This is a genomic window from Streptomyces venezuelae, assembly GCF_008642375.1.
Classification (GTDB): Bacteria; Actinomycetota; Actinomycetes; order Streptomycetales; family Streptomycetaceae; genus Streptomyces; species Streptomyces venezuelae_G.
This window is the reverse complement of record NZ_CP029194.1, coordinates 735078-751582: the sequence shown is the minus strand read 5'-3', so window position 1 is coordinate 751582 and position 16505 is coordinate 735078. Positions and strand designations below refer to the sequence as shown.

The following is a 16505-nucleotide window of genomic DNA, read 5'->3' as shown; positions in this document are numbered from 1 at the left end:
GCAGCGTTGACCACCTACCGTCAGCCGGGACTCGTCCTCACCGACCACCGCTTCCCCGTCCCTCTCGACCACACACGCCCCGACGGCGAGCGGATCGAGATCTACGGCCGCGAGCTCGTCGCGAGCGGGTCGGCCGGCCAGGACCGGGAGCGACTTCCCTGGCTGGTGTACCTGGAGGGAGGGCCCGGCTTCGGAGCCCGCCGCTTCGTCGGGCCGCAGGCCTGGCTCGGCCGGGCCGTACGCGAGTACCGCGTCCTCCTCCTCGACCAGCGCGGCACCGGCCGCTCCACCCCCGCCAACCGCCAGACCCTGCCCCTGCGCGGCACCCCGGCCGAGCAGGCCGGCTACCTCGCCCACTTCCGCGCCGACTCCATCGTCAAGGACTGCGAACTGATCCGGCGACGCCTCACCGGCGGCGCCCCCTGGACCGTCCTCGGCCAGAGCTTCGGCGGCTTCTGCGCGACCCACTACCTCTCCACCGCCCCCGAAGGCCTGGACACGGTCCTCGTGACCGGCGGCCTGCCCTCCCTGTACGCCACGGCCGACGAGGTCTACCGCGCCGCCTACCCCCGCATCCGGCGCAAGAACGAGGCCCACTTCGCCCGCTACCCGCAGGACGCCGAACGCGCCCGGGCGATCGCCGCCCACCTCCTCGACCGCGAGGTCACCCTCCCCGGCGGCGGGCTCCTGACCGTCGAGGCCTTCCAGTCCCTCGGCATCCTCCTCGGCTCCGGCGACGGCACCCACCAGCTCCATCTGCTCCTGGAGCACGCCTTCGTCCCGACCCCGGGCGGACCCGCGCTCGCCGACGCCTTCCTCGAACAGGTCCAGGCCCACCTGTCGTACGCGGGACACCCGCTCTACGCCGTCCTCCACGAGGCCATCTACGCCCAGGGGCAGGACCCCACCGACTGGGCCGCCGAGCGGGTGCGGGGCGAGTACCCCGAGTTCGACGCCGCCGCGGCCCTCTCCGCGGGCGAGCCCTTCCTCTTCACCGGCGAGACCGTCCACCCCTGGCACTTCCGCACCGACCCCGCCCTGCGGCCGCTCCGGGAGACCGCCGAACTGCTCGCCGCGCGCGCCGACTGGGACCCGCTCTACGACCCCGAGCGCCTCGCCGCCAACGAGGTCCCGGTGGCCGCAGCCGTCTACCACGACGACATGTACGTGGACACCGCCCACTCCCTCGAGACGGCGAACGCCGTGCGCGGCCTGCGGACCTGGGTGACCGACGAGTTCGAGCACGACGGGGTACGGGCCGGCGGCCCGCGCGTCCTCGACCGGCTGCTCTCCCTCGCCCGCGGCGAGAAGTGACGGGGCGAGACGCGACGGGACGGGATCCGGCCGGTCGGGCATAGGATTCGGCGCGCAATCGATCAGCACAGGAGCCGGGCGCGCGACCGGCCGCACGAGGGGGCCCGGATGGCGGGACGACGTGAGACTCCGGCGTCCGGCCGGGAGCTGAAGTTCCGGGCCCTCATGGCCGAACTGCGGCGCGGAATCCTCGACGGCACCTGGCCGCCCGGCAGCAAACTCCCCACCGAACGCGCCCTCGCGACCGAGACAGGCCTCTCGGTGACGACCGTCCGCCGGGCCTACGAGGACCTCGTCGCCCTCGGCCTCGTCGAGCGCCGCCAGGGCGCGGGCACCTTCGCCGCCCACCGCCCCGAGCGCGGCGGCGCCGGCCGCCGGATCGTCGGCGTCCTCGTCCCCGACACCACGTTCTACTACCCGCGCGTCCTCCAGGGCATCGAGAAGGAACTCGCGGCGGACGGCGCCCGGCTCGTCCTCGCCTGCTCCCACTACGACCCCGATGAGGAGGACGCGGCCGTCGAACGCCTCCTCTCCGACGGGGTCCACGGACTCCTTCTCGTCCCGAGCCTGCACACCGCCACCGATCCCGGCCGGCGCGCCGAGGAGCTTCTCGCGCTGCCGGTGCCCGCCGTCCTCGTCGAGCGCCGGCTCGCCGCCCACGGCCCCGGCGACGCCACCGAACACGTCTGCACCGACCACGAGGGCGGCGCCTACGACGCCGTACGTCATCTGCACGGCCTCGGCCACGAACGGATCGGGCTCGTCGCCCGCACCGACGCGCCCACCACCGCGCCCATCGAGTCCGGCTTCGCCCGGGCGCTCGCCGACCTCGGCCTGCCCGCGGCGCCGTCGTACGAGCGGGACGTCATGGCCCGCTGGGACCCGGACCGCGCCGACCGGGCCCTCGCCGCCCTGCGCGCGGCGGGTGTCACCGCCGCGCTCTGCTTCGGCGACCGGGAGGCCGCGCTGATGCTCGGGGCGGTCCGCCGCGCCGGGCTGCGGGTGCCCGAGGACCTGGCCATGATCAGCTACGACAACGAGTTCGCGGACGTCGCCGAGACCCCGCTGACGGCCGTCTCGCCGCCCAAGTACCAGCTCGGGCGGCTCGCCGCGCAGATCCTGCTCCGGCGCCTCGCCGAGGGCGACGCCGCCCCCCTCCACCAGGTGCAGCTGCGGCCCCGGCTCGTCGTCCGCGCCTCCTGCGGGAAAAAGTCCAAGCAGTGAGTTCCCAATGCTCATGGTGTGCTCTTGACCGGTGCCGGTAGAACTCGGTCCGGACCCCACGGGGGAGTCTGCGAGAGAGGACCGGACCATGAGCACCCACGTCACCGCGGAGATCGCCAGCCAGCCCGACTGCTGGCGCCGCGCCGCCGAGACCGCCGACCGTCACGCCGCCCGGCTGCCGCGCCGGGGCGAGCGCGTCGCCGTCGTCGGCTGCGGCACCTCGTACTTCATCGCCCGCGCCTACGCCGCGCTGCGCGAGTCCCTCGGCGCGGGCGAGACCGACGCCTTCCCCGCGTCCGACCGGACACCGCTCGGCCGCGGTTACGACCGGATCGTCGCCCTCACCCGCTCCGGGACGACCACGGAGGTCGTGAACCTGCTCGCCGGTGCGGCCGGCCGCATCCCGACCCTCGTGCTGACCGGCGTCCCCGACAGCCCGGCGGGGCAGCTCGCGGACGAGATCGTCGATCTCTCCTTCGCCGACGAACGCTCCGTCGTCCAGACCCGGTTCGCCACCACGGCACTCCAACTCCTGCGCGCGGGGCTCGGGGTGGACCTCGCACCGGCGATCACCGACGCGGAACTCGTGCTCTACGAACAGCTCCCCGCGGTCTGGGAGCGGCGTGGCCAGTTCACCTTCCTCGGCACCGGCTGGACCGTGGGCATCGCCGACGAAGCGGCTCTCAAACTCCGCGAAGTGGCCCGCGCCTGGACGGAGTCGTACGCCGCGATGGAGTACCGGCACGGCCCGATCAGCATCAGCGACCGGACGAGCCTGGTCTGCTGCATCGGCCCCGCGCCCTCGGGCCTCCGGGACGAAGTGGAGTCCACCGGCGCCCTGTTCGCCGCCGACGCGATCGACCCGGTCGCCGCGCTCGTCCGAGCCCAGCGGCTCGCCGTCGCCCTCGCCGACCGGCGCGGACTCAACCCCGACCGCCCGCGGCACGTCTCGCGCTCGGTGATCCTCGCCGGAGCGTTCCGCCCGACCGCCGCGGACGCGGCCCGTATCCTGCGCTCATGATCGAGAACGCCGCTCCGGACCTCCTGGACATGCCCCGCGACTGGCAGCGGGCCCTCGCCGTCGTCGCCCACCCCGACGACCTGGAGTACGGCTGCGCCGCCGCCGTCGCGGACTGGACGGACGAGGGCAAGGAGGTCGTCTACGTCCTCGCCACGCGTGGCGAGGCCGGCATCGACACCCTCGCCCCGGACGTCTGCGGCCCGCTGCGCGAGCGGGAGCAGCGGGACAGCGCCGCCGTCGTCGGGGTCGGCACGGTCGAGTTCCTCGACCACCGCGACGGCGTCGTCGAGTACGGGCTCGGCCTGCGCCGCGACATCGCGGCGGCGATCCGCCGCCACCGCCCGGAGCTCGTCATCACCCTCAACCACCGCGACACCTGGGGCGGCGGCCCCGGCGCACCCTGGAACACGCCCGACCACCTGGCCGTCGGCCGTGCCACGCTCGACGCGGCGGCCGACGCCGGAAACCGCTGGATCTTCCCCGAACTGACCGAGCAGGGCCTGGAGCCCTGGAACGGCGTCCGCTGGGTCGCGGTCGCCGCCTCCAGCACCCCGACCCACGCGGTCGACGCGACCCCGGGCCTGGACCGCGCCATCCGCTCCCTGCTCTGCCACCGCGCCTACATCGAAGCCCTGACGGACGAGGACCCGGAGGAGTACGTCCGCTCCTTCCTCACCTCGACGACCGACCGCGCCGCCGCCCGCTTCGGCGACCGTCCGGCGGTGACGTTCGAACTCTTCGGCCGTTAGGGTCGGTTGGGGCGCGGGGGGCGACCCGGGGGAGGGGAAGCGGGCATGACGGACGTGGAATCGCGGAGCGTCACGAAACTGGCGCCCACGGAGGACGAGAAGCGCCGGAACGCCGCGCTCGAACGGGGCGAGACGGTGCTGAGCGAGTACGAGGCAACGGTCGGCTGGGACGCCCTGCTGCTGGGCGCCCGGCGTCTGCAGCGCCGTTCACGCGACCGCTGACAGCGCGGCTCCCGCTCACCCCATCGGCGCCGGCTTCAGTACCGCGAAGGGCGCGCCGAAGGGGTCGGCGAGCCAGGCGATGCGGCCGACGTCGGGGATGTCGGCCGCCGGCATGAGGACCGAGCCGCCGTTGCCCTGGGCCGTCCGGGCCGTCGCGTCGGCGTCCTCGACCGCGAAGTACGGGATCCAGTGCGGCGTCTTCCCCTGCAGCTCGGCGACCCCTCCGAAGGAGGCGTCCTCCTGGTCGCCCGCGGCGGTGGAGATCACCCGGTACGTCATGCCGGGCGCCTCCATCTCCGCCCACCGCCAGCCGAACAGCGTCCGGTAGAAGGCGAGCACGGCCTCCGGGTCGGCGACGTGGAGCTCGGCCCAGACCAGGGTGTTGGTCGAGGAGGTCCGCTCCAGGCCCTGGACCGTACCCGGCTGCCAGATCGCGAACTGGGCGCCGCCCGGGTCCGTGAGGGCCGCCATGCGGCCCGCGTCCATGACGTCGAACGCCGCGAGGCGCACGGTGCCGCCCGCGGACTCTGCCGCCTTCTGTGTGGCGTCCGCGTCCGGTGTCTGGAAGTACACCGTCCAGGCGCTGCTCGCGCCCTCCTCGGTGAGCGGGCCGAGCGCGCCGACCGTGAGGCCGTCCTGCTGGAAGAAGCCGTAGCCGCCGGCGTCCGGTCCCGCCGAGCGGAACTCCCAGCCGAGGACGGCGCCGTAGAACGCGGCGGCGGCCTCGGTGTCGGGGCTGCCGAGGTCGATCCAACTGGGGGAACCCGTGGTGAACTGCGTACCGAGCATGGGAGGTGTCCTGTCCTTCCGTCGTCCGAGACTGCCGGAGCCGCGCCGTCAGGGTGAGTCCTGCCGGCCGCGCCGCCAGGGTGAGTCCTGCCGACCCCGATCCGCCGGACGGGTCCTGGTCCCGTCGGCTTCCGGCCACCATGACCGATCCTCACCCCTGCGTCGCGGCGGCGCAGCCGCAGCGCCACCGGTTCATCCGCGCGGCCGACCGGCCACCGCGTCCTCCAGGTCGCCGAGCAGCAGCTCGTTGTTGATCGTCACGCCGGCCCGGTAGCCGAGCGCGACCGCGTCGACCACCTGCTCCTGCGGGCCCGTCACGTTCCCCGCGGCCCAGACGCCCGGCACGCTCGTGCGGCCCGACCCGTCCACCGCCACGAACTCGCCGAAGGGCGTCTCGCGCAGCGCGGCCCCCAGTTGCCGCAGGACGCCGTCCCGGGCCACGAGACGGTCGGCCCCGACGAAGACCACGGACCGGGCGACCGTCCGGCCGTCGGCGAGCCGGACGCCGGTCAGCCGGTCGTCCTCGACCACGAGCCCCGCCACCTCGCCCTCCACCACCGTGACCCCGGCCGCGTCGAGGAGCGCCGCGTCGTGGGCGGAGAGCTCGCCGGCCGTGTGCAGGAAGAGAGCCACGTCCGCGGACCAGTGGGAGACCATCAGCGCCTGGTGCGCCGGCATCGCCGGGTGCGCGATCACCCCGAAGGCCCGGTCGCGGACCTCCCAGCCGTGGCAGTACGGGCAGTGCAGCACGTCCCGCCCCCACCGCTGCGCGACCCCGTCGATCGTCGGGAGCTCGTCGACCAGCCCGGTCGTGACGACGAGGCGCCGCGCGCCCACGGCCGTACCGTCCGCGAGGGAGACCGTGAATCCGCCGCGCCCGTCCGGCTCCGCGCCCGTCACCCGGCCGGCCCGCCACTCCACCCCGTACGCGGCGATCTCGCGCCGACCGGCCGCCAGGTACGCGGCGGGGCTCTCCCCGTCCCGGGACAGGACACCGTGCATGTGCCGCGCCGGGGCGTTACGAGGCTCGCCCGCGTCCACCACCAGGGTGCGGCGCCGCGACCTCCCCAGGACCAGCGCGGCGCTGAGTCCGGCCGCACCACCGCCGACCACCACGACGTCGTACCGGTCCTTCGTCTGCTCCGGGCAGGTCATCTCCGTGCTCCTCACGCTCGCTCTCATGGCCCGAGGGTCGCCCCGCATCGGAGAGAACGGCAAAGGTTCTTGCCATTTCTGCAAGAATGGCCGCATGACCGAAGACGACGACCGCATCGACGCCGTACTGAACGAGGTGGGCCCCCGGCTCCGCCGTGTCCGCCGCGACCGCGGGGTGACCCTGGCCGAGCTCTCCGCCGCCACCGGCATCTCCGTGAGCACGCTCTCCCGGCTGGAGTCCGGGCAGCGCAAGCCCAGCCTCGAACTGCTCCTCCCGCTCGCCCGCGCCCACCAGGTGCCCCTCGACGAGCTGGTCGGCGCCCCCGCCGTCGGCGACCCCCGGGTCAAGGCGCGGCCGATCGTGCGCCACGGCCGCACGATGTACCCGCTGACCCGGCAGCCCGGCGGGCTCCAGGCGTACAAGGTGATCCAGGAGAAGCCCACGGAGGTCCCCGAGCCGCGCGTCCACGAGGGGTACGAGTGGCTGTACGTGCTCTCCGGGAAGCTGCGGCTCGTCCTCGGCGAGCACGACGTCGTCCTCGCCGCGGGCGAGGCCGCGGAGTTCGACACGCGCGTCCCGCACTGGTTCGGGCCGACGGCCGACGGGCCGGTGGAGTTCCTGAGCCTGTTCGGGCCGCAGGGGGAGCGCATGCACGTCAGGGCGCGTCCGAAGAAGTCGGGCTGAGCGGTTCCCCCGGAGACAAGCGACCGCTTAGTATGCCACCGACCGCTCGGTACGGAGGAGGCTTCCGGATGCAGGCATGGCGTGTGTACGAGAACGGCGAACCCGGCGTGGTGATGCGCCGCGAGGAGGTGGAGCCGCCCACGCCCGCCGACGGGCAGGTCCTCCTCAGGGTCCGCGCCGCGAACGTCAACTTCCCCGACGCGCTGCTCTGCCGCGGCCACTACCAGATCAGGCCCCCGCTGCCCTTCACCCCCGGCGTCGAGGTCTGCGCCGAGACGGAGGACGGGCGCCGGGTCATCACCACCGCCGCCCTCCCGCACGGCGGCTTCGCCGAGTACACGCTCGCCGACGCCGCCGGACTGCTCCCCGCCCCCGAGAGCCTCGACGACGCCGAGGCCGCCGCACTGCACATCGGCTACCAGACCGGCTGGTTCGGCCTGCACCGCCGCGCCGCCCTCCAGGAGGGCGAGACCCTCCTCGTCCACGCGGCGGCGGGCGGCGTCGGCAGCGCCGCCGTGCAGCTCGGCAAGGCGGCCGGCGCCACCGTCATCGGCGTCGTCGGCGGACCGGAGAAGGCCGCGGTCGCCCGCGCCCTCGGCTGCGACCTGGTGATCGACCGCCGCTCCGAGGACGTCGTCGCCGCCGTCAAGGCCGCGACCGGCGGCCGGGGTGCCGACGTGATCTACGACCCCGTCGGCGGCGAGGCCTACCAGCAGTCCGCCAAGTGCGTCGCCTTCGAGGGCCGGATCGTGATCGTCGGCTTCGCGAGCGGCACCGTCCCCGCCCCCGCCCTCAATCACGCCCTCGTGAAGAACTACTCGGTCCTCGGCCTCCACTGGGGCCTGTACGCGGCGAAGGACCCGGCCTCGATCGGCCGCTGCCACGAGACCCTGACCGCCTACGCGGCGAAGGGGCTCGTCAAGCCGCTCATCGGCGAGCGGGTCCCCTTCGCGGGCGCGGCGGACGCCGTCCAGCGCGTCGCCGGCGGCACCACCACCGGCCGCCTGGTCGTCCTCCCGGAAGGAGCCTCGGCGTGACCGACACCGAGCGTGTGACCGACACCGAGCGCGTGACCGACACCCACCGCCCGACCGACGCCGAGCGACTCCGGGCCCTCACCCGCAAGCTGCTCACCGACCACCCGCCCGCCACCACCGACCGCACCGACTTCCTGCGTGCGCGCTTCGACGCGGGACTCGCCTGGGTGCACTACCCCGTGGGCCTCGGCGGACTCGCCGCGCCCCGCGCCCTCCAGGCCGTCGTCGACACCGAACTCGCCGCCGCGGGCGCCCCCGACAACGACCCGCGCCGCATCGGCATCGGCCTCGGCATGGCCGCCCCCACCCTCCTCGCCTACGGATCCGACGAGGTCAAGCGCCGCTTCCTCCGGCCCCTGTGGGTGGGGGAGGAGGTCTGGTGCCAGCTCTTCAGCGAGCCCGGCGCCGGCTCCGACCTCGCCGCGCTCGGCACCCGCGCCGTCCGGGCGCGTGGGGGCACCTCCCGCTCGAGCGAAGCCGAGAGTGGGGGAGGCTGGGTGGTCGACGGCCAGAAGGTGTGGACCTCCAGCGCCCACGTCGCCCGCTGGGCCATCCTCATCGCCCGCACCGACCCGGACGTGCCCAAGCACCGGGGCATCACCTACTTCGTCTGCGACATGACCGACCCCGGCGTGGAGGTCAGGCCGCTGCGCCAGATCACCGGCGAGGCGGAGTTCAACGAGGTCTTCCTCACCGGCGTCCGGATTCCCGACGCCCACCGCCTCGGCGAGGTCGGCGACGGCTGGCGGGTCGCGCAGACCACCCTCATGAACGAACGGGTCTCCATCGGCGGCGCCCGCATCCCGCGCGAGGGCGGCATGATCGGGAAGGCGGCCGCCACCTGGCGCGAACGCCCCGAGCTGCGCACCCACGACCTCCACCGGCGTCTCCTCGACCTCTGGGTCGACGCCGAGGTGGCCCGGCTCACCGGCGAGCGGCTCCGTCAGCAGCTCGTCGCGGGCCAGCCGGGCCCCGAGGGCAGCGCGATGAAGCTCGGCTTCGCCCGGCTCAACCAGGCCATCAGCGGGCTCGAAGTGGAACTCCTCGGCGAGGAGGGCCTCCTGTACGGCGAATGGGAGATGCGCCGTCCCGACCTCGTCGACTTCACCGGCCGCGACGCCGGCTACCGCTACCTGCGCTCCAAGGGCAACTCGATCGAGGGCGGCACGACCGAGGTCCTGCTCAACATCGTCGCCGAACGGGTCCTCGGTCTGCCCTCCGAGCCCCGCAACGACAAGGACGTCGCCTGGAAGGACCTGAGCCGATGAGCGACCTGCTCTACTCCGAGACCGAGGACGACCTGCGGGCCGCCGTCCGCGCCCTCCTCGCCGACAGGGCCGGACACCAGGCCGTCCTGGCGCGGATCGAGACGGACAGCCCCTACGTCCCCGGCCTCTGGAAGGCGCTTGCGGGGGACATGGGTGCCGCCGGACTCCTCGTACCCGAGAAGCTCGGCGGCCAGGGCGCGAGCCACCGGGAGGCCGCCGTCGTCCTGGAGGAGCTGGGGCGCGCGGTGACCCCGGCGCCGTACCTGACGAGCGCGGTCGTGGCCACGGAGACGCTGCTCGCGCTCGCGGGGGAGTCCGTCCCGGCTGCCGAGCTCCTCGCGGAACTCGCGAGCGGCCGTACGGTCGCCGTCCTCGCCGTACCCCTGCCGGCATCCCCCTACGCGGAGCCGTCCACCGCGCCCTCCGTCACCGGCGTCGCGGACGCCGGCGCCGCCGACCTCCTCCTCGTCTCCCGTGCCGACGGCCTCTACGCCGTCCCGGCCGCCGAGGCGACCGTCGAGCCGCAGACCCCGCTCGACCTCACCCGCCCCCTCGCGAAGGTGACCACGGAGGCCGGGAGCGGCACCCGGCTCGCCGGGCCGGACGAGGCCGCCGCCGCGATCCGCAGCGGGCTGCTCGCGGGCGCGGGCCTGCTCGCCTCCGAGCAGCTGGGCCTGGCCGAGTGGTGTCTGGAGGAGACCGTCCGGCACACCCGCGAGCGCCACCAGTTCAACCGGCCGGTCGGCTCCTTCCAGGCGCTCAAGCACCGCATGGCCCAGCTCTGGCTGGACGTCGTGGGTGCCCGGGCGGCGGCGCGCGCCGCCGCCGACGCCCTCGCCACCGGCAGCCCGGACGCCCCGCTCACGGTGGCGGTCGCCCAGGCCTACTGCTCCAAGGTGGCCGTCCGGGCCGCCGAGGAGTGCGTCCAGCTGCACGGCGGGATCGGCATGACCTGGGAGCACCCCGCGCACCTGGCGCTGAAGCGGGCCAAGTCCGACCAGCTCGCCCTGGGCTCGGCGGGCCGCCACCAGGACGCGATCGCCGCCCTGGTGGACCTCCCGGCGCCCACCGCGGAGGTCATCGGAGCCCGGTAGGCGCGGGCCGTGGGGCCCGGTAAGGGGCCACTGTGTCCACACCCCGTTACATGCTGTTTAATTGCATGCTGTTCGCAATAACAGTTGATCTCCAAAAGGGGTGTGGACACGATGACCGCCCGATCCATCCGCGGCACGGCCACCGCGATACTCGCGGGGGCCGTGGCCCTCACCGCGGCGGCCTGCACGAACCCCGGCTCCACCGCCGGGGCCTCCGGCGGCCCCAAGGATTCCGCGGTCGTCGGCGTCGCCTACGAGCCCGAGACGCTCAGCCCCCTCCTCGGCTACGGCAAGGACGGCAACTCCAAGATCTTCGACGGCCTCCTCGCCTTCGACGCCGACATGAAGCTGCGGCCGGCCCTCGCCGTGAAGCTGCCGCACATCACCGCGGACGGGCTCACGTACACGTACACCCTCCGCGACGACGTGACCTTCAGCGACGGAACGCCCTTCACCTCGAAGGACGTCGTCTTCACCTACCGGACGATCCTCGACCCGAAGACGAACAACGCCTCCCGCACCGAGCTCGACGCGATCAAGAAGATCGAACCGGTCGGCGACGACACCGTCGTCTTCACCCTGAAGTACCCCTACGCGCCCTTCGCCGAGCGCACCGTCCAGGCCATCGCGCCCGAGCACGTCGCCGCGAAGCAGGACGTCAACACCGGCGCCTTCACCACCAAGCCGATCGGTACCGGCCCGTACGTCCTCACCGGCTGGTCCAAGGGCGAGAAGCTCACCTTCAAGGCCAACCCCACCTACTGGGACGGCGCGCCCCCGGTGAAGAAGCTCACCATGGCCGTCGTCAAGGACGACGACGTCCGCGCGACCCGGCTGCGCGCCGGCGACCTCGACGGCGCCATCCTGCCGCCCAACCTCGCCGCGGGCTTCGAGGGCGACAAGGCGAAGAAGACGTACGCGGCGAAGACGTACGACTACCGCACGGTCACCCTCCCCACCCACAACAAGGTCGCCGGGGACACCGCCGTCCGCCGCGCCCTGGACATCGCCGTCGACCGGCAGGCGATGGTCGACAAGATCCTCGAAGGGGCCGGCAAGCCCGCCTACGGGCCCGTCCCCACCGACAGCCCCTGGTTCGCGAAGGGCACCGAGCGCCGCCACGACCTCGCAGGCGCCCGGAAGATCCTCGACGAGGCCGGCTGGAAGCCCGGACCGGACGGCGTCCGCGTCAAGAACGGCGTCCGCGCCGAGTTCCCGCTCTGGTACCTCTCCGGCGACAAGCTGCGCCAGGACCACGCCCTCGCCTACGCCTCCGACGCCAAGAAGGCCGGCATCGACATCACGACCCAGGCGGGCACCTGGGAGGTCATCGAGCCCCGCATGAAGACCGACGCCGTCCTCGCCGGCGGCGGGTCGCCCGGCGACCCCGACTTCGACCAGTACCTGCTCCTGAAGTCCTCCCTCGCCGGCGACGGCTTCAACAACATGGCCTGGTACGACAACAGGACCGTCGACAAGGCCCTCGACGACGGCCGCCGCACGAACGACCCCGCCCGGCGGAAGGCCGCCTACGACACCGTCCAGCGCGAGCTGGCGAAGAACCCCGGCTACACCTTCCTCACCCACATCGACCACCTGTACGTCGTCGACGACAGCTGGGACGGGCTGAACACCCAGATCGAGCCGCACGACCACGGCCTCGCCTCCGGCCCCTGGTGGAACGTCGAGTCCTGGAAGCCGAAGAAGAGCACGGGAGAAGCGAAGAAGTGACGCGCCGCCTCCCCTGGGGGGCCATGGCGCGGATGACGGGACGGCGCGCCCTGGCCGCCGTCCCCGTCCTCCTCGCCGTCACGTTCGCGGTGTTCGCCGTCGCCGCGGCCTCCCCCTTCGACCCCGTCAAGGCCTACGCGGGCACCGCCGGACTCACCGCCTCGCAGGAGAACCTCGACCAGCTCCGCGCCAACCTCGGCGCCGACCAGCCCCTCCTCACCCGGTGGTGGGACTGGCTCACCGCCGCCGTCACCGGCGACCTCGGCGACTCCTCGGTCATGCGCCGGCCCGTCGCCGAGGTCATCACCGAACGCCTCGGCTGGTCCGTCCTCCTGGCCGCCACCGCCTTCCTCATCGCCATCGTCCTGGGCACCGTCCTCGGCGTCCTCGCGGGCCGCCGCCGCGGCGGCCTCCTCGACCGGGCCGTCAGCTCCGCCGCGTACACCCTGGAAGCCGCCCCCGCCTTCTGGCTCGGCCTCCTCGCGATCTGGTTCTTCGCCCTGAAGCTCGGCGTCCTGCCGGCCGGCGGGCTCACCGACACCGCCAGCGACACCGTCACCGCCGACCAGGTCGCCCGCCACCTCGTGCTGCCGGCGCTCGTCCTCGGGATCTCCCAGCTGCCCTGGTTCTTCCTGTACGTCCGCCAGGGCGTCGGCGACGCCCTCGGCGAGGACCCGGTGCGCGGCGCCCGCGCCCGAGGTCTCAGCCGGCGCACCGTCCTCACCGGCCACGCCCTGCGCTCCGGGATGCTGCCGATGCTCACCCTCGTCGGCTCCCGCGTCCCCGAGCTCATCACCGGCGCGCTGCTCGTGGAGACCGTCTTCAGCTGGCCCGGCATCGCCGCCGCCACCGTGCAGGCCGCGACCTCCGTCGACTTCCCGCTGCTCGCCGCGCTCACCGTCCTCGCCACCGCGGCCGTGCTGCTCGGCAACCTCCTCTCCGACCTGCTGTACGGACTGGCCGACCCGAGGGTGGGCTTCGATGGCTGACCGGCGCACCCACCGCCTGCGGCTGTGGACCTCGGCCGTGACCGTCGGCGTCGTCCTCCTCGCCGTCCTCCTCGTGCCCCCGCTCGTGCAGCTCGACGAACAGGCCGTCGACCTCTCGCGCAAGCTCCTCCCGCCGTCCTGGGGCCACCCCTTCGGCACCGACGACCTCGGCCGCGACCTGCTCCTGCGCTGCGTCCACGGGCTGCGGATCTCGCTCCTCGTCGGGCTCGTCGCCGCGCTCGTCGCCACCGTCGTCGGCACCGTCGTCGGAGCGGCCGCCGGAGCGCTCGGCGGCTGGACCGACCGCTGCCTCATGCGGCTCGTCGACGCCTTCTCGTCCGTGCCGCACCTGCTGCTCGGCATCTTCGTCGTGGCCCTCTTCCGGCCGGGCGTCTGGCCGGTCATCGCCTCCGTCGCCGTCACCCACTGGCTCTCCACCGCCCGGATCGTCCGCTCCGAGGTCCTCTCGCTGCGCACCCGGCCCTTCGTGGACGCCGCCGTCTCCGGCGGAGCCTCGCGGTGGCGCGTCACCGTCCGGCACCTGCTGCCCGCCGTCCTGCCGCAGGCGGGCCTGGCCGCCGTCCTCATGATCCCGCACGCCATGTGGCACGAGTCGGCGCTCTCCTTCCTCGGCCTCGGCCTCCCCAGCCACCAGGCGAGCCTCGGCAACCTCGTGCAGAACGCCCGCTCCTCCCTCCTCGCCGGAGACTGGTGGCCGACGCTCTTCCCCGGCCTCCTCCTCATCGTGCCGACCCTCGCCATCGCGGGACTCGCGGGCGTCTGGCGCGACCGGCTCAATCCGCGCCGCCGATCGGAGCTGATGCTGTGAACGCCGCCGACCCCACGGTCCTGCGCGCCCTGGAGGCCGTCAGCGCTGGGGGTCCCCCCGCCGCAGGTAGGGGGAGGGCCGAGGACGCCGTCCTCAGCGTCCGGGACCTGACCGTCCGCTTCCGGCTGCGCGGCGGGCGGAGCGTCGCCGCCGTCAGCGACGCCGCGTTCGACCTCGGCGCGGGGGAGTGCCTCGCCCTCGTCGGCGAGAGCGGCTGCGGCAAGTCCGTCCTCGCCTCCGCCCTCCTCGGGCTGCTCCCGGGCAATGCCGAAGCCTCCGGTACGGCCCTGCTGGCGAGCCTCCCCGGAGCCGGAGCCGGGCCCACGGACCTGCTCGCCGCCGACGAGAACACCCTGGCCCGCACCGTGCGCGGTCGACGCGTCGGGCTCGTACCCCAGAGCCCCGCCGCCCACCTCACCCCCGTCCGCACCGTGCGGTCCCAGCTGGAGGAGACCGTACGGGCCCTCACCGGCACCCCGCGCCGGGCGCGGCGCAAGGCCGCCGAGGACGCCGCCGAGCGGGCCGCCTTCCCGGCCGGCCACCTCGACCGGTACCCGCACGAACTCTCCGGCGGACTCGCCCAGCGGGCCGCCACCGCACTCGCTCTCATCGGCGACGCCCGCCTCCTCCTCGCCGACGAACCGACCACCGGCCTCGACCGGGAGCTCGTCGACCGCACCGTCGACGAACTGCGCCGCCACGTCGACGAGGGCCGGGGCCTGCTCCTCATCACCCACGACCTCGCCGCCGCGGCGCGCGTCGCCGACCGCGTCGCCGTCATGTACGCGGGCCGGATCGTCGAGATCGCCCCCGCCCAGCGCTTCTTCGGCGCCGCCGGGCCCCGCCACCCGTACGCGCGCGGACTCCTCGACGCCCTCCCCGACCGGGCGTTCACCCCCATCCCCGGCATGCCCCCGGAGCTCTCCGCGCTGCCCGACGGCTGCGCCTTCGCCCCGCGCTGCCCCCTGGCCACCCACCACTGCGCCACCCGCCCCGAGCCGCGCGCCGGAGTGGCCTGCCACCACCCGGAGCACCCCCGTGCTTGAACTCGACACCGTCACCGCCGGATACGAGCGCCGCGCCCCCGTCTTCCGGGGCGCCTCGCTCACCGTCGCCCCCGGCGAGTCCGTCGGCCTCCTCGGCCCCAGCGGCTGCGGCAAGTCCACCCTCGCCCGGGTCGCCGCCCTCCTCCACCGGCCCGACGCGGGCCGCCTCGTCCTCGACGGCACCGAGATCCGCGCCTGGCGCCACCGCGCACCGCGCGAACTCCGCACCGCCGTCGGCGTCGTGTTCCAGCAGCCCCGCACCGCGGCCGACCCACGGCTGACCCTCGCCGAGATCATCGCCGAACCCCTCCGCGCCACAGGCCGCCGTACCGAGGCGGACGCCCGGATCGCCGAACTCGCCCCCGCCGTCGGCCTCACCGCCGACCTGCTCACCCGCCGCCCCCACGAGGTCAGCGACGGCCAGCTCCAACGCGCCTGCCTGGCACGGGCGTTGACCCTGCGCCCGCGCTGGCTGATCTGCGACGAGATGACCGCGATGCTCGACGCGTCGACCACGGCCGCACTCGTCGCCGCCGTCGAGACCTACCGCGCCGGGAGCGGCGCGGGCCTCCTCGCCGTCGGCCACGACCGCGTCCTGCTGAACCACTGGTGCGACCGTACGGTGGAGTGGAAGGACTGCCTGCCGCCGAAGGAGACCCGGTGACCACCCCCTGGACGCGCGCCGCCGAGGACGACCCCCTCGACGGCCTGCGCGCGGCACTGGCCGAGGCCGACTGCGGCTACGAACCCGAGGGCGGCTACGAGGCCCGCTGCTGGATCCTCCACAGCGTCCACGACGGTCCCGTACGGCTCCGCTGGGACGAGGTGCTCGGCCGGGCCCGGCGGCGCCTGGCCGACTGGCCGGGCACCCTGTCCTACCTGGTCTTCGAGGGCGTGGAGGGGATGGACGGGCTCGAAGGGCCCGACCCGGCGGAGCTGGACCGCGCGTCCCTGGCCCGCCTGGTCGAGCACCTGGTCCGCAGCGGGCCGCAGGGACCGGACACCCCCTGCGGGGCCGCCCAGGCCGTCGTCGCGACGCCTCCCGGCGGACAGCAGGGCATGTGGCGCGGCCGGCTCGGCGACGCCCTGGCCCACCACGACGCCATGCCGGAGTTCCGCTTCCCCGCCACCTGGTGGGCCGCCGACGGCCGTTGGCTCGTCCTGACGGACTGGGACCTCAGCGCCACCGAGGTCTTCGGCGACGCGACGCTCGTCGCGGCACTGCTCGCCGACCCGGAGCTCGACGCGGTGCGCCACCCGAGCATCGCCGAGAGCCTCGGCGGCTGACACCCGACCGAAATCCCACCCGTATGGCCGCCCCGCCATACGTCCGGACGGACGGGTCATTCCGC

At 74.3% G+C, this 16505-nt stretch carries 17 protein-coding genes; 15 read left to right on the top strand and 2 right to left on the bottom strand.

Features of this window, described 5'->3' with window-relative positions:
- The first annotated feature begins 6 nt into the window (after positions 1–6).
- From DEJ46_RS03390 to DEJ46_RS38965, 5 genes are all read left to right on the top strand, one after another.
- On the top strand, positions 7–1314 hold the full coding sequence (locus DEJ46_RS03390; protein ID WP_150264087.1) for an alpha/beta fold hydrolase: 1308 nt from the start codon (positions 7–9) through the stop codon (positions 1312–1314).
- A 108-nt stretch (positions 1315–1422) separates the two neighbouring features.
- Positions 1423–2538: a GntR family transcriptional regulator gene (locus DEJ46_RS03385; RefSeq protein ID WP_150264086.1), complete on the top strand. Its 1116-nt coding sequence runs from the start codon at positions 1423–1425 to the stop codon at positions 2536–2538.
- An 88-nt stretch (positions 2539–2626) separates the two neighbouring features.
- Entirely contained in the window at positions 2627–3559 is a 933-nt protein-coding gene (locus DEJ46_RS03380; RefSeq protein ID WP_150264085.1) for an SIS domain-containing protein, read from the top strand.
- A complete protein-coding gene (locus DEJ46_RS03375) occupies positions 3556–4308 on the top strand; it encodes a PIG-L deacetylase family protein (RefSeq protein ID WP_150264084.1) in 753 nt (250 codons plus the stop codon). The genes DEJ46_RS03380 and DEJ46_RS03375 overlap by 4 nt, the downstream gene beginning before the upstream one ends.
- A 45-nt stretch (positions 4309–4353) precedes the next feature.
- Entirely contained in the window at positions 4354–4530 is a 177-nt protein-coding gene (locus tag DEJ46_RS38965) for a hypothetical protein (RefSeq protein ID WP_190622404.1), read from the top strand.
- A 15-nt stretch (positions 4531–4545) separates the two neighbouring features.
- On the opposite strand, the gene DEJ46_RS03370 is transcribed toward DEJ46_RS38965, so the two are convergent.
- The gene (locus tag DEJ46_RS03370) at positions 4546–5319 is read right to left on the bottom strand and encodes a VOC family protein (RefSeq protein ID WP_150264083.1); all 774 of its coding nucleotides are present in this window, start codon (positions 5317–5319) and stop codon (positions 4546–4548) included.
- Between the two features lie 192 nt (positions 5320–5511).
- Complete coding sequence (locus DEJ46_RS03365) at positions 5512–6501, bottom strand: NAD(P)/FAD-dependent oxidoreductase (RefSeq protein WP_223834482.1); 990 nt, start codon at positions 6499–6501, stop codon at positions 5512–5514.
- A gap of 67 nt (positions 6502–6568) precedes the next feature.
- Here DEJ46_RS03365 and DEJ46_RS03360 point away from each other — a divergent pair, with 67 nt between their 5' ends.
- The 10 genes from DEJ46_RS03360 (at position 6569) to DEJ46_RS03315 (ending at position 16440) form a co-directional block, all read left to right on the top strand.
- On the top strand, positions 6569–7159 hold the full coding sequence (locus tag DEJ46_RS03360; RefSeq protein ID WP_150264082.1) for a helix-turn-helix domain-containing protein: 591 nt from the start codon (positions 6569–6571) through the stop codon (positions 7157–7159).
- Positions 7160–7227: 68 nt separating this feature from the next.
- Positions 7228–8196: an NADPH:quinone oxidoreductase family protein gene (locus DEJ46_RS03355; protein WP_150264081.1), complete on the top strand. Its 969-nt coding sequence runs from the start codon at positions 7228–7230 to the stop codon at positions 8194–8196.
- 32 nt (positions 8197–8228) lie between these two features.
- Positions 8229–9464, top strand: a complete 1236-nt coding sequence (locus DEJ46_RS03350) for an acyl-CoA dehydrogenase family protein (RefSeq protein WP_150274059.1) — start codon at positions 8229–8231, stop codon at positions 9462–9464.
- The gene (locus DEJ46_RS03345) at positions 9461–10558 is read left to right on the top strand and encodes an acyl-CoA dehydrogenase family protein (RefSeq protein WP_150264080.1); all 1098 of its coding nucleotides are present in this window, start codon (positions 9461–9463) and stop codon (positions 10556–10558) included. The genes DEJ46_RS03350 and DEJ46_RS03345 overlap by 4 nt, the downstream gene beginning before the upstream one ends.
- 111 nt (positions 10559–10669) lie before the next feature.
- Entirely contained in the window at positions 10670–12289 is a 1620-nt protein-coding gene (locus DEJ46_RS03340; RefSeq protein ID WP_150264079.1) for an ABC transporter substrate-binding protein, read from the top strand.
- The gene (locus DEJ46_RS03335; RefSeq protein WP_150264078.1) at positions 12286–13278 is read left to right on the top strand and encodes an ABC transporter permease; all 993 of its coding nucleotides are present in this window, start codon (positions 12286–12288) and stop codon (positions 13276–13278) included. Before DEJ46_RS03340 ends, DEJ46_RS03335 begins: the two co-directional genes overlap by 4 nt.
- On the top strand, positions 13271–14107 hold the full coding sequence (locus DEJ46_RS03330; protein ID WP_150264077.1) for an ABC transporter permease: 837 nt from the start codon (positions 13271–13273) through the stop codon (positions 14105–14107). Before DEJ46_RS03335 ends, DEJ46_RS03330 begins: the two co-directional genes overlap by 8 nt.
- Positions 14104–15153, top strand: a complete 1050-nt coding sequence (locus DEJ46_RS03325; protein WP_150264076.1) for an ABC transporter ATP-binding protein — start codon at positions 14104–14106, stop codon at positions 15151–15153. Before DEJ46_RS03330 ends, DEJ46_RS03325 begins: the two co-directional genes overlap by 4 nt.
- Positions 15146–15817, top strand: coding sequence for an ABC transporter ATP-binding protein (locus DEJ46_RS03320; protein ID WP_150264075.1), 672 nt, complete (start codon positions 15146–15148; stop codon positions 15815–15817). Before DEJ46_RS03325 ends, DEJ46_RS03320 begins: the two co-directional genes overlap by 8 nt.
- On the top strand, positions 15814–16440 hold the full coding sequence (locus DEJ46_RS03315) for a hypothetical protein (RefSeq protein ID WP_150264074.1): 627 nt from the start codon (positions 15814–15816) through the stop codon (positions 16438–16440). The genes DEJ46_RS03320 and DEJ46_RS03315 overlap by 4 nt, the downstream gene beginning before the upstream one ends.
- Positions 16441–16505: the final 65 nt, after the last annotated feature.